At 75.9% G+C, this 13183-nt stretch carries 11 protein-coding genes; 3 read left to right on the plus strand and 8 right to left on the minus strand.

The features are described from left to right. Positions 1–32: 32 nt before the first annotated feature. From araD to NRO40_RS06255, 5 genes are all read right to left on the minus strand, one after another. On the minus strand, positions 33–1790 hold the full coding sequence (araD, locus tag NRO40_RS06235) for an L-arabinonate dehydratase (protein ID WP_058943175.1): 1758 nt from the start codon (positions 1788–1790) through the stop codon (positions 33–35). After that, positions 1787–2689, minus strand: coding sequence for a dihydrodipicolinate synthase family protein (locus NRO40_RS06240; RefSeq protein WP_058943176.1), 903 nt, complete (start codon positions 2687–2689; stop codon positions 1787–1789). The genes araD and NRO40_RS06240 overlap by 4 nt, the downstream gene beginning before the upstream one ends. A 112-nt stretch (positions 2690–2801) precedes the next feature. Beyond that, positions 2802–3464, minus strand: coding sequence for a GntR family transcriptional regulator (locus tag NRO40_RS06245; RefSeq protein WP_058943177.1), 663 nt, complete (start codon positions 3462–3464; stop codon positions 2802–2804). 399 nt (positions 3465–3863) lie between these two features. Beyond that, positions 3864–5054: a hypothetical protein gene (locus NRO40_RS06250; RefSeq protein WP_058943178.1), complete on the minus strand. Its 1191-nt coding sequence runs from the start codon at positions 5052–5054 to the stop codon at positions 3864–3866. Then, positions 5051–5980 carry a 5-dehydro-4-deoxyglucarate dehydratase gene (locus NRO40_RS06255; RefSeq protein ID WP_058943179.1) on the minus strand — a complete coding sequence of 310 codons (930 nt, stop codon included), beginning with the start codon at positions 5978–5980 and terminating at the stop codon, positions 5051–5053. Before NRO40_RS06255 ends, NRO40_RS06250 begins: the two co-directional genes overlap by 4 nt. Before the next feature lie 230 nt (positions 5981–6210). Here NRO40_RS06255 and NRO40_RS06260 point away from each other — a divergent pair, with 230 nt between their 5' ends. Next, positions 6211–7020, plus strand: a complete 810-nt coding sequence (locus NRO40_RS06260) for an NAD-dependent epimerase/dehydratase family protein (protein WP_058943180.1) — start codon at positions 6211–6213, stop codon at positions 7018–7020. Positions 7021–7385: 365 nt separating this feature from the next. Here NRO40_RS06260 and NRO40_RS06265 read toward each other — a convergent pair whose 3' ends face one another. Beyond that, complete coding sequence (locus tag NRO40_RS06265) at positions 7386–8375, minus strand: AraC family transcriptional regulator (protein ID WP_232791133.1); 990 nt, start codon at positions 8373–8375, stop codon at positions 7386–7388. A gap of 68 nt (positions 8376–8443) precedes the next feature. On the opposite strand from NRO40_RS06265, the gene NRO40_RS06270 reads away from it, so the two are divergent. Together NRO40_RS06270 and NRO40_RS06275 are read left to right on the plus strand one after the other, a co-directional pair. Further along, the gene (locus NRO40_RS06270; RefSeq protein ID WP_058943182.1) at positions 8444–8674 is read left to right on the plus strand and encodes a hypothetical protein; all 231 of its coding nucleotides are present in this window, start codon (positions 8444–8446) and stop codon (positions 8672–8674) included. 45 nt (positions 8675–8719) lie between these two features. Next, positions 8720–9919 (plus strand): TerD family protein, encoded by a 1200-nt coding sequence (locus NRO40_RS06275; protein WP_058943183.1) that lies wholly within the window; start codon positions 8720–8722, stop codon positions 9917–9919. Between the two features lie 130 nt (positions 9920–10049). Here NRO40_RS06275 and NRO40_RS06280 read toward each other — a convergent pair whose 3' ends face one another. Together NRO40_RS06280 and NRO40_RS06285 are read right to left on the minus strand one after the other, a co-directional pair. Continuing rightward, positions 10050–11435, minus strand: a complete 1386-nt coding sequence (locus tag NRO40_RS06280) for an alkaline phosphatase PhoX (protein WP_058943184.1) — start codon at positions 11433–11435, stop codon at positions 10050–10052. A 277-nt stretch (positions 11436–11712) separates the two neighbouring features. Further along, positions 11713–13167, minus strand: a complete 1455-nt coding sequence (locus tag NRO40_RS06285; RefSeq protein WP_058943185.1) for a hypothetical protein — start codon at positions 13165–13167, stop codon at positions 11713–11715. Positions 13168–13183: the final 16 nt, after the last annotated feature.

Below are 13183 nucleotides of genomic sequence, written 5' to 3' on the forward strand. Positions count from 1 at the left end.
TACGGACGGGATCCGGTCCGGGCGGGGGCGGTTCAGCCCGCGTACGGCTCCGGCACGTTCCCGGGCCGCGCCAGGAACGCGAAGTCGCAGCCGGTGTCGGCCTGGGTGACCTGCTCCTGGTACAGCGCGCCGTATCCCCGCTCGTACGGGTCGGGCGGCGGCGTCCAGGCGGCCCGGCGCCCGGCCAGCTCCTCGTCGTCGACGTGGAGGTGGAGGGAGCGGGCGGCCACGTCGAGCGTGATCAGGTCGCCGGTGCGGACGAGGGCGAGCGGCCCGCCGACGTACGACTCGGGTGCCACGTGCAGCACGCACGCGCCATAGCTGGTGCCGCTCATCCGGGCGTCGGAGATCCGCACCATGTCCCGCACCCCCTGCTTCAGCAGGTGGTCGGGGATGGGCAGCATGCCGTACTCGGGCATGCCGGGGCCGCCCTTGGGGCCGGCGCCGCGCAGGACGAGGACGTGGTCGGCGGTGATGCCGAGCGACGGGTCGTCGATGGTGCGCTGCATGGTCCGGTAGTCGTCGAAGACGACGGCGGGGCCGGTGTGCCGCAGCAGGTGGGGCTCGGCGGCGATGTGCTTGATGACGGCCCCGTCGGGGCAGAGGTTGCCGCGCAGGACCGCCACCCCGCCCTCCTCGGCGAGGGGCTCGTCCCGGGGCCGGATCACCGCGGGGTCGTGGACCCGGGCGCCCGCGAGCTGTTCGCGCAGGGTCGCGTGGGCGACGGTGGGCCGGTCGAGGTGGAGCAGGTCGGTGATCCGGGAGAGGAAGCCGGGCAGGCCGCCGGCGAAGTGGAAGTCCTCCATCAGGTACCGGCCGCCGGGGCGCAGGTCCGCCAGGACCGGCACGGTACGGGCGATGCGGTCGAAGTCGTCGAGGGTGAGCCGCACCCCGGACCGGCCCGCCATGGCGATCAGGTGGATCACCGCGTTGGTGGAGCCGCCCAGGCCGAGGACGGTCGTCACGGCGTCCTCGTACGCCTCCCGGGTGAGGATCCGCGACAGCCGCAGGTCCTGCCGGACCAGCTCGACGATCCGCAGGCCGGCGGCGGCGGCCATCCGGTCGTGCCCCGAGTCGACGGCCGGGATGGACGAGGCCCCGGGCACGGTGACCCCGAGCACCTCGGCGGCGGCCGTGAGCGTCGAGGCGGTGCCCATCGTCATGCAGTGGCCGGGCGAACGGGCGAGCCCGCTCTCCAGTTCGGCCATCTCGCAGTCGCCGATGAGGCCGGCGCGCCGGTCGTCCCAGTACTTCCACATGTCCGTGCCCGAGCCGAGGACCTCGCCCCGCCAGTGGCCCGGCAGCATCGGGCCGGCCGGGACGAAGACGGTCGGCAGGTCGACGGAGGCGGCGCCCATGAGGAGCGCCGGGGTGGTCTTGTCGCAGCCGCCCATCAGCACCGCGCCGTCGACCGGGTAGGAGCGCAGCAACTCCTCCGTCTCCATGGCGAGCATGTTGCGGTAGAGCATCGGGGTGGGTTTCTGGAACGTCTCGGAGAGCGTGGAGACGGGGAACTCCAGCGGGAAGCCCCCGGCCTGCCACACCCCCCGCTTCACGGCCTGCGCCCGGTCGCGGAGGTGGACGTGGCAGGGGTTGATGTCCGACCAGGTGTTGAGAATCGCGACGACCGGCTTGCCGAGGTGTTCTTCGGGGAGGTAGCCGAGCTGCCGGGTGCGGGCGCGGTGGCTGAAGGCGCGCAGGCCGGAGGGGGCGCCGCTGCCGTACCACTGCTCGCTGCGCAGGGCGGGGGCCCGCTCCTCGCCGGCGGGCGGGGTGCTGTCGGTGCTCATGCGTCCCATTCCTTGACCATGTCGGCGATCTCGGCGCGGCGCGGCTCGGGCAGCAGCCGGCTCGGCGGGCGCACGTCACGGCGGCACAGGCCGAGCGCGGCGAGGGCCTCCTTGACGACGGTGACGTTGTTCGCGGCCTGGTCGGCGGCGCGCAGGTCCTCGAAGCGGCGGACGCGCTCCCACACGCGCAGGGCGGCCGGGTAGTCGCCCGCCCGCAGCGCCCGCAGCATCGCGAGGGAGACCTCCGGCGAGACGTTGACCAGCCCGGAGGTGAAGCCGGTGGCCCCCATCGCCCAGTACGACGGTGCGTAGAGCTCGGCGAGCCCGGCGATCCACACGAACCGGTCGAGCCCGGCGTCGCGGGCGACGGCGGCGAACCGGGCCGCGTCGGGGACGGCGTACTTGACGCCGATGACGTTGGGGCACAGCTCGCCGAGGCGGGCGATCGCCGCGCCGTCCAGCAGCGGGTTGCGCACGTACGGGACGACGCCCAGCTCGGGGACCGCGTCGGCGATCTCGCGGTGGTAGTCGACCCACCCCTCGCGGGAGACGTACGGGTGGACCGGCTGGTGGACCATGACCATGCCGGCCCCGGCGGAACGGGCGTGCCGGGCGGCGGCCGTGGCGGTCGGCACGTCGTGGCCGACGCCGACGAGGACGGCGGCGCGGTCGCCGGTCTCCTCGACGGTGAGCTCGGTGACGAGGCGGCGCTCGTCCGGCGTGAGCGTGTAGAACTCGCCGGTGTTGCCGTTCGGGGTGACGGCCCGCACGCCGCTGTCGAGCAGCCGGCGCAGCAGGGCGCGATACGTGTCCCGGTCGACGCCGCCGTCGGCGGCGAAGGGGGTCACGGGGATCGCGACGACGTCTGCGAGCGCCGCCCTCAGCGATGAGTGGTCCATGCGTACCGGCCTTTCCGAGCTGTCTGTCGGGGTGTCATGGGGTGGGTGTGTCACGGGTGGGGGGTGCGTGGGCTGGTGGGGCGCGCACACGCGCGGTGGGCGGGCCGGGGGGTCACGGCAGGTGCGGGCCCTCGCCGTCGGGGCCGCCGGGGAAGGCGCGCCGCACGAACCGGGCGATGTGCTCGCGCAGGGCCAGGGCGGCCCCGTCGGCGTCGCCGGCCAGGGCGAGGTGGAGGATGCCGCGGTGCTCCTCGGCCTCCCGCTGCCACGACGGGTCCGCGCTCCAGGCGACGGTGGAGACGAGCGCCGCCTGGTCGCGGACCTCGTCGAGCATCCGGGCCAGCAGGGGGTTGCCGCAGGGCAGGTACAGGGCCCGGTGGAACTCGCGGTTGGCCAGCGAGCGTTCGGCCTGGTCGGCGGCGACGTCCGCCTGGGCGAGCGCGTCGCCGGCGGCGTCCAGGGACGCGCGGCGGGTGATGGTGCGGCGCAGCGCCTCGGGTTCGAGGAGCAGGCGCACGTCGTAGACCTCGCGGGCCATGGCGGCGTCGACGGTGCGCACGGTGGCGCCCTTGTACTGGCTCATGACCACCAGCCCGGTGCCGGCGAGGGTCTTGAGCGCCTCCCGCACGGGCGTCTTCGACACGCCGAACTGCGCGGCCAGTTCCGCCTCGACCAGGGCACGGCCGGGTGGCAGTCCGCCGGTGAGGATGGCGTGCTTGATCGCCTCCAGCACGTACTGCGTACGGGAGGGGATGGGGCTGGGGGCGAAGGCCATGCGGGGTCTCATATCTCGCGTATCGCGTCTCATATATGACGTACGAAGTACGACGGCGACGAACGTAGGGCGGCCCGGGGCGTTCGTCAACGCTTCTGACAGAACTCGTCGTTGGAAAGGTCCGGACCCCCGCCGGGCGGACGCGGTCGTACGCGCGTCCCGAGCGAGCGAGGGCAGCGCCCGGGACGCGCGGGGGCGTCCCGCCGGGGCGCGCGCAGGGCCGGGGCGGCGGTGGCGGGAGGCGCGGCGTGGCACGGGAGGCGGGAGGCCGGGGCGCGGGGCCCCGGCGCGGACGCCGTGGGGCAGCGCTCGACGGCAGAGCGGCACCCGGCAGGGGGACGGACCCGGCGGCAGGGCCGCAGGGGGCGGCGGCCGGACCGGGGGCCGCCGCCCCCGGTGTCAGGCGGGGGTGGCCGTGAGGGCGCGCAGGGCGGACCGGACGGCGGCCAGGTCCGCGTCGGAGGCCAGGCCGGCGTGGTACAGGCGCAGTTGGTCGGCGCCCAGCTCCCGCGCGCGGGCGGCGTCGGCGGCGAGCGTGGCCGGGGAGCCCCCCATGCCGGAGACCACCGTGAAGTTGGCGGCGAGGACGGCCTCCCCGCGGGCCTGGGCGGCGAACGGGGGCAGCACCGCCTCCGCGCCGCCGCCCGTGCAGGGCAGGACGACGCCGTCCGCGACGGACAGGACGTGTCCGGGGTCCACGCCCGGGTTGGGGCCGGTGCGGTACGGGGCGGGGTCGGCGTGCAGGAGGACCCGGAAGCCGGGGGGCGCGGCCGCCCGTACGGCCGCGACGGCCGACTCCAGGAGGGCGCGGGCGGCGCGGGCGCGCCAGGCGAGGGTGGCGTCGGCGAGGTCGGCGCCCAGCAGCTCGCGGACGGCCGGCCAGCCCGCGGCGGTCGACCCGCCCGCGGCCCACACCGGCGCGAGCGCCCGGCGCACGGCGGCGGCGGTCGCGTCCGGGTCGAGGCCGTGGTCCGCGTACCCGTCGCGGCAGACGGCGCAGAAGCACAGCGACATCAGGTATTGGGCGGCGTCCCCGAGGGTGACGCCGGCGATCTTGTCGTGGGCGTGCAGGTGGGCCATCCCGTACCAGCCGCACGACTCCAGTTCGGTGCCGCGCGCCCCGGGCCGCACCGCGGCCTCGGTGGCCAGGTCGACGAGGTACTCCCGCACGGCCGGCCGCGCGACGCAGGGCGCCCACGGGTAGCGGTCGCCGTAGGCGTTGACGACGGAGGTGCCGGGGTGTTCGGCGCCGAGGCGGGAGTTGTGCGCGAGGACGACCCAGCTGTGGACGTCCAGTCCGGCGGCCTCCAGGGCCGAGGCGGCCTCCCCGTAGGCGTCGCCGGGCGCCCACTCCCCCGCCGCGTACGGCACGAGGTCGCGGCCGGCCCAGCGGGAGGGGTCGGGCGGGTAGAGGACGGCGGCGTACCCGGCGGTGACGAGGCGGTGCCGCGGGTGGCGCGGGGTGAGGGCGCGGGTGGAGTGGTACGCGGAGGCGAGGGTGACCTGCCGGACGCCGAGGTCGGCGATCCGCGCCGCCGCCTCGGGGTCGCCGACGACGTCCCAGGGGTAGAGGAAGGCGGAGGCCCTCACCGCTCGCCCCCCAGCAGGCCCCGGCCGCGTGCGACGATGCGGGCGAGCTCCTCGACGTGGGCCGGCGCGGGGTCGCTGAGCGGCGGACGGACCCCGCCCACCTCCAGGCCGCCGAGCCGGACCGCTGCCTTGACCAGCGACACGGCGTACCCCCGCCCCTGGGCGCGCAGTTCGACCAGCGGCCGGTAGAAGCCGTCGACGAGCCGGTGCACGGTGGCGTCGTCGCCCGTGTCCAGCGCCCGGTGGAAGGCGAGGGCGATGTCGGGGGCGAAGCAGAAGACGGCGGAGGAGTAGAGGGTGACGCCGATGCCCCGGTAGGCGGGGCCGGTGAGTTCGGCGGTGGGCAGGCCGTTGAAGTACAGCAGGTCGAGCCCTTCGGCGCGTACGGCGCTGACGACGCGCTGCATCAGGTCCAGGTCGCCGTGGCCGTCCTTGAGGCCGATGATCCCGTCGACGCGGGCGAGGGCGACGGCCGTCTGCGGGGTGAGGACGGCGTTGTCGCGCTGGTAGACGATGACGTCGAGGGCGGTGGCCGCGGCCAGGGCGGTGTAGTGGCGCAGCAGCCCCGCCTGGTCGGCGACGACGAGGTAGGGCGGCATGGCGAGCAGGCCGTCGGCGCCGGCCTCCTCGGCGATCCGCGCGTACCGGACGGCGAGTGCGGTGCCGTACCCGGTGCCGGCCACCACCGGCACCCGTCCGGCGGTCTCCTCGACGGCGGCCGCCACACAGGCCCGGAACTCCTCGGGCGTGAGGGCGTGGAACTCGCCCGTGCCGCAGCAGGCGAAGACCGCGCCGGCGCCCGCCTCGACGCCGGCGCGCACGTGCGCCCGGAAGACGTCGAGGTCGAGCGCGCCGTCGGGCCCGTAGGCGGTGACGGGGAAGAACAGCAGGCCGTCGAGCCGGCCGGCGAGCGGGGGTGGGGTCACGGGCGCTCCCTGGGCGAAGCCGTCGAGTGGTCCGGCGGTGCACGGCGAGACGGCAGACAGAAGATTGGACGTTGTCCATATGCGTGAACTGCCTGCACGCTAGGGCAGCACCGAGCAGCAGGTCAAGGTCGGAACGACCCCTCTCGCCTGGCCCTTGACGGCCCTCGGCGACCTCATTAGCGTGTCCACACTTGTGAATGATGTCTACGTATCCGCAGGGAGCCCCACCGATGCCCGCTGACCGCACCGTCCTGCTCACCGGCGCCGCCGGCGGCCTCGGCACCCTGATGCGCGAGCTGCTGCCCGCGTACGGGTACGCGCTGCGCCTGCTCGACGTCGCCCCCGTCGAGGGCGCCCCCGACGCCATCACCGCCGACCTCGCCGACACGGCGGCCCTGCGCGAGGCGGTCCGGGGCGTCGACGCGATCATCCATCTCGCGGGCATCTCCCTGGAAGCGCCCTTCGACCGGATCCTGCGCGCCAACGTCGAGGGCACGTACAACCTCTACGAGGCCGCCCGCGAGGAGGGCGTCCGCCGGATCGTCTTCGCCTCCAGCAACCACGCCGTCGGCTACACCCCCCGCCCGCGCGCGGGGGACCCGCTCATCCCGGTCGACACCCCGCGCCGCCCGGACACCTTCTACGGCCTGTCGAAGTGCTTCGGCGAGGACCTGGCACAGCTGTACTGGGACCGGCACGGGCTGGAGACGGTCTCCGTGCGGATCGGCTCCTGCTTCCCCGAGCCCACCTCCGTGCGGATGCTCTCCGTGTGGCTCAGCCCGGCCGACGCCGCCCGCCTCTTCCACGCGGCGCTCACCGCCGAGGGCGTCGGCCACACCGTCGTCTACGGCTCGTCCGCCAACACCCGGCTGTGGTGGGACCTCACCTCCGCCCGCGCCCTCGGGTACGCGCCGCAGGACGACTCCGAGCCCCACGCGGCTCGGCTGGTGGCCGAGCAGGGCGAACTGGACGACGCGAACCCCGACCACGCCCACCTCGGCGGCCACTTCTGCACCAACCCGCCCCGCTGGCCGCACTGAAGGCACCGAAGGCACGAACTCGACCGGGCCGCAGGCGGGGACGACCGGAAGCGCTCGACGGGCCGGAAGCACCGGACGACGGGAGGCGGGGGAGCCGCGGGCGCGGGGCCGGCGGGCGCCGGGGGAGGCAGGGCCCCGCAGGGGGAGGCGTGCAGGTCCGGCCCGGTCTCACGGGGGGCGATGCGGGCCGGACCTGCGACGCGGACGCGGTGGCGTACCCACGGGGGACGGGCACGCCGTCGACGCGTCGTGATCGACAGTAGAGGCCGCCGAAACGATCAATGATCCGCCGAGCGCGGCCCGCTGTCCGCGTTGCGCGGCGCACCTGGGGCGGCGAGGCCCACCCGCACCCCCGCCGGCGCGGCTCACCGCCGGCCTCCGGGCGGCGGGGTGTGCAGGGTCTGCGAGGGAGCCTCCCCGAACCGCTCCCGGTACCGCGCCGCGAACCGCCCCAGGTGCGTGAAGCCCCAACGCCAGGCGACCTCACTGACCGTCAGCCCGCCGTCCGGCTCGGCGCCGCGCAGCTCGTCGCGGACCCGCGCCAGCCGGACGTCCCGGACGTACCCCATCGGCGTCGTCCCCACGTGCGCGCGGAAGGACTCCTGGAGCCTGCGGGTGCTCACGCGCGCGAGGCCGGCCAGCTCCGTGGCGGTGAAGGGGTGCTCGGGCCGCTCCCGCACCGCGTCCATCACCCGCTTGACCGGCGCCGGGCGCAGGGTGCGGTCCGGCTCGTCGAGCTCGTCGCGGTACGGGTGGTCCGCGGCCAGCAGCAGACCCGTGAGCAGCGCGTCCTGCAGCGGGGCGGCGACCAGCGGGTGCTGGGCGAGCCCGGTGGGGTCGGCGGCCTCGCGGGCCAGCTGGCGCACGAGCGTCGCCCAGTCGCGCCCGGCCCCGCGCGTCAGGTCGAGCGCCGGCTCCAGCACGAGCCCGCGCGGCGGGGTGCGGCCCAGCAGCTCCTCCAGCCGCCGCCGCAGCGCGGCCGTCTCGACCTTGACGGCGACCACGCGGCAGTCCCCCGCCCAGCGCTCCACGACCACGTGCCCGCGCGGGTCGAGCACCGTGCCGGAGGCGGGCGTCGCCGTCACAAGGCGCCCGGCGCCCTGCCGCACCTCCAGTCGCCCGCTCAGCGGCACGTTCACGTGGTACGCGCCGAGCTCGCCGAAACGCAGCCGGACGTCGGCGCCGCAGCGCATGTCACCGACGACCATCGCCCCCAGGTGGACCGTGTCGAAGCACGCCGAGAAGCGCCGCCCCCGCTGCTCGATGACGTCCATGAAGGTGGCGTAGAACCGCGCCCCGATCTCCCGGCGCGCCTCCTCCACGTCCCCCGTGCGAAAAATGGTCCCTGCGCTCACGCAGCCGAAGGATAGGCGCCCGGGAAAACCGGCTGCCGCCCGGCCACCCCTCACACGATCATGGGGGCATGCCAGGACCCTCGGGATCCACCTGCGTACGGCGCGCGGACGGCACCATGGAGATCACGCACCGGGGCCGCGCCGCCGGGACCCTCCGGGGCGGCCGCGCCGAGAAGCTCCTCACCGAGGCCGCCACCGGCGACCCGCGGCCGGTGATGGCCCGCTGGACCGGCGCCTACCGGCACGGCACCGAGCGGACCACCCGGGACCACCCCCGCGACCGGGGTAACCCAAGGTAAGGGAACGGTAAAGCGGAGTCGCTCGTTACGTCAGTCATGACAGCTATGACCCCCGGCTCGAACATCCCCCTGTCCGCACCGCGCGTGGCGGTGGACGTCACCGCCCCGGTGCGGCTGGACGTATCGGGCCTGCTGCTCACCGCCCACGGCAAGGTGCGCTCCGACGACGACTTCATCTTCTACAACCAGCCGTCGGGCCCCGGCGTCACCTACCGGTCCGGCGGCGGCACCGCGCCCGACGCGATCACCGTCGACACGGCGGCGGTGCCCGCGGACATCGACCGGATCGTCGTCACGGCGAGCCCGGACGCCGCGGGCCGGACGTTCGAGGGCACCGAGCCCACCGCGACCATCCGGGACGCCGCCACCGGCGCGGTCCTCGCGACGTTCACCCCGCCCCGGCTCGGCTCCGAGACGGCGCTCGTCGTCGTCGAGGTGTACCGGCGGGGCGACGCCTGGAAGGCCCGCGCGGTGGGCCAGGGGTACGCGAACGGGCTCGCCGGCATCGCCACGGACTTCGGCGTGACGGTCGAGGAGTCCCCCGCGGCCCCCGCCCCGAGCCCCACTCCGCAGGCGGCGCCCGCCGTGCCCCCCGCCCCGGCCCCCGTGGCACCTCCGGTCCCGGCCGCCGCTCCCCCGGCGCCCCCGGCCCCTCCCGCGGCGCCCGGGAAGGTCAACCTCGACAAGGGCCGGGTCAGCCTCCGGAAGAACGAGACGGTCTCCCTGGTCAAGGGCGGCCGCCCGCTGCTGTCCCAGGTCAAGATGGGCCTGGGCTGGGAGCCCGCCTTCCGCGGCAAGGACATCGACCTGGACGCGTCCGTCATCGCGTACGGCCCGCAGCGCAACCACCTGGACAGCTGCTACTTCGGCAAGCTGACGATCCTGGGCGGCTCGATCCGCCACTCCGGCGACAACCTCACGGGCGAGGGCGCGGGCGACGACGAGGTCATCACCGTCGACCTGGGCCGGCTGCCCGCCGACGCGACGGGGCTGGTCTTCACGGTGAACTCCTTCTCCGGGCAGAAGTTCACCGAGGTCGCCAAGGCGTACTGCCGGCTGCTCGACGGCGCGACCGGCGAGGAGCTGGTCCGCTTCGACCTGACGGGCACCGAGCCGCAGACGGGCGTGCTCATGTGCAAGCTGATCCGGCAGTTCTCCGGCGAGTGGGAGATGACCGCGATGGGTGACTTCGTGAAGTCCCGCACGGTCCGCGGCATGGTGCGCCCGGCGGCGTCGGCGCTGTAGCCGTGCGGCGCCGGCGGCTCCGGGGATCCCCCGGCGGAGCCGCCGGCGCCCCGGCCGGTGTCGGGCGTCCCGGCCCCGCGCGCGACGGCCCCGACGGGGCGGCTCCGGCCCGGCGCCCGACCGGGCCGGCTCAGCGTCGTGGTGCCCGGTGCCAGGGGCCGGTGACGGCGACGAGGATGCCGGGCCGCTGGATGCAGGCGTAGAGCGTCCCGCCGTCCGGCGAGAAGACGACACCGGCGAACTCGGAGTCGTTGAGGTCGTTGCGGGCGATCGGGTAGGTGCGGCCGGAGTCCGTCGCGCCGAAGAGATGCTGGACCCCCGCGCCGTCCTCGGCGATGACGAGGCCGCCGTACGGGGAGACGGTGATGTTGTCGGGCCCGTCGAGGGCGCCGTCCGCGCCGGGGTCCGCGTTGACGCCGAGCAGCACCTTCAGGGTGAGGGTGCGGCGCCGGGGGTCGTAGAACCACACCTGCCCGTCGTGCGGGGTGCCGGGGCTCTCGGCGCGGGCGTACGAGGAGACCAGGTAGGCGCCGCCGTCCGCCCACCACATCCCCTCCAGCTTCCGGCCGCGCGTGACGGCCTCGTCGCCGAACTGCTCGCGCACGGGAACGGCGGAGGCGTCCCGATCGGGCACGTCCACCCAGTCGACGCCGAGCACGGTGCCGGTCCGCGTGGCGCGCGACAGGTCGTCGACGAACCGGCCGCCGGAGTCGAAGCAGCGCGGGGCCTGGAGCACCCCGGCGTCGTCGGCGAGGGTGCGCAGCCGGCCGCGGCCGTGCCGGAAGCCGTGCGGGGGCACCCACCGGTAGAAGAGCCCGTTCGGGCCGGAGGCGTCCTCGGTGAGGTAGGCGTGGCCGCGCCGCGGGTCGACGACCACCGCCTCGTGGTCGAAGCGGCCGAACGCCTTCACGGGGCGCGGATCGCGGTTGGCGCGCCGGTCGCAGGGGTCGACCTCGAAGACGTAGCCGTGGTCGCGGGTCATGCCGTTCTCACCGGCCCGGTCGGAGTTCTCCTCACAGGTGAGCCAGGTGCCCCACGGCGTGGCGCCGCCGGCGCAGTTGGTGGAGGTGCCGGCGATGCCGACCCACTCGGCGGTGCGGCCGTCGCGGCGCACCTCGACCACGGTGCAGCCGCCGGCCGCCGCCGGGTCGTAGACCAGCCCGTCGGCGAGCGGGACCGGGTTCTCCCACCGGGCGCGGGGGCCCTTCAGCTCGTGGTTGTTGACGAGGAGGGTGACGCCCCGGGGGCCGGGGAAGGCGGCCGTGCCGTCGTGGCGGTCGGGGGTGAACTCGCCGGTGTCCAGGCGGGTCACGCCGGCGTGGGTGAGGACCCGGTAGGAGAAGCCGGCGGGGAGGGCCAGCAGTCCGGCCGGGTCGTCGAGCAGCGGGCCGTACCCGCGCCCGCCCGTCTCCCGGGGGGCGGCGACGGCACCCGGCGCGGTGGCGAGGGCGCCGACGCTGCCGGTGAGGGCGAGGGCCGTGCCGGTGGCGGCGAACTCCCTGCGGGTGAGCGACATGGGTACTCCCTGGTGGGCGGCGGGTGACGCCTCACGCTCGCGCCCGCTCCTGAACGGCCGCTGAACGCCACGCGTCCCGCCCGGGTCACCCGCGTGGCCGGACACCCGGACACCCGCGTGGCCGGACACCCGGCGGCGCGGGGCCGGGGCGCTCCCAACCGGCGCGCACCGCCCCGGGACACGTCCGGAACCGGCGCGCGCCGCCCCGGTTCCGCACCGCCCCGGTTCCGTCCGGCACCGGGCCGGCGCCTCCACGAGGCGCACGGCCATCGGCGCGTCAGGAACCGGCGCGGGACCGGGCCTTGAAGGCCGCCTTGCGGGCGTCCTTGGCGAGCTGCCGGTCGCGGTGGAGGCGCCCCATCGCCTCCAGCACCTCGGGCGCCGAGGGGTGCTCGACGCGCCACGCCTCGTCGAAGAAACCACTGTGGCGGCCCGTCAGCCCCTCGACGAGGTCCTGGAGCTCGTCCAGGTCGCCGTCGGCGTCCAGCTGGGCGGCGATCGTGTCGATGGCCAGCCAGAAGATCATCGTCTCGGGCGGCGGGGGCACGTCCGCCGCGCCCCGCTCGGCCAGCCACACCCGGGCCAGCCCGCCGAGCTGCGGATCGTCGAGGACCTCCCGCACGGCCGGTTCCGCCTCGGCGCCGACCAGGGCGAGCGCCTGCTGGCAGTGCAGGCGCCGCAGCGGGGAGCCGGCGTCGGCGCCCCGGGCCGCGGCGAGCAGTTCGCGGGCGGCCGCGACGGGCTCGCGGCCGGCCAGCCACTGCTCCGTCTCCGCGCGCGCCGCCGCCTGAGGGAAGCCGCCCACGGCGCCGAGCAGCTCGTCCGCGCCCCGCTCGGCGAGGTCCCCGACCGCGGGGGCGGCGACCCCCGCCTCCAGCAGGCGGCTGCGGACGCCGTACAGGCCGAGGGGGGTGAGCCGCACCATCCCGTACCGGGCGACGTCCTCCTCGTCGAGGTCGGCGGGCGACGGCTCGTCGGCGCCCTCCTCCGTCATCAGGTCCTCGTCGACGGGGCGGTACTCGACCAGGCCCATCGGCTCCAGCACGCGGAACTGGTCGTCGAGCCGCATCATCGCCTCGGACACCTGCTCCAGCACGTCGTCCGTCGGCTCGCCCATGTCCTCGGGGACGATGACGGACGCGGCGAGCGCCGGCAGCGGCACGGGCCCGGCACCGGCCCCGTGCTCGGCGACGGTCAGCGCGTAGAGGTTGGCCAGGATTCCGTCGAGGAAGGCGGCCTCCGCGTCGGGGTCCCAGTCCAGCGCCTCGAAGTCGAGGGTGCCGTCCTCGCCGAGGAGCGCGTCGACGTCGTCCAGGACCGGCGCGGCGGCGTCGGCGAAGACCGTCTCCAGGCCGTCCAGCCAGAGGGCGAGGACGTCCTGCGGGCCACCGCGGGTCACCAGCGGCAGGGCCTCGCCCGCCACGGCCGTGCCCGCGTCGTCCCCGCCGTCCGCCGGGTCGTGGACTTCCACCAGCCCGGTGTCCACCGCGACCCGCCACGCCTCGCTCGCGTACGCCTCGCCCTCCTCGTCGCGGGGCAGGCCCAGCACCTCGGCGGCGTCGCCCAGCTGCGCGTCGACGAGTTCGCCACCCGCACCGACCCGGGTCTGCGGACCGGCCCAGCGGGCGAGCCGCACGGCGCGCGCCAGCAGCGGCGCGGCCAGCGCGGCCCGCGCCAGTTCGGCGTCCGGTCGGAGGCGCACCGGCGGCAGGGTCGGGCGGTCTACGGGCATCAGCGGTTACTCCTCG

The organism is Streptomyces changanensis (assembly GCF_024600715.1).
GTDB lineage: Bacteria > Actinomycetota > Actinomycetes > Streptomycetales > Streptomycetaceae > Streptomyces > Streptomyces changanensis.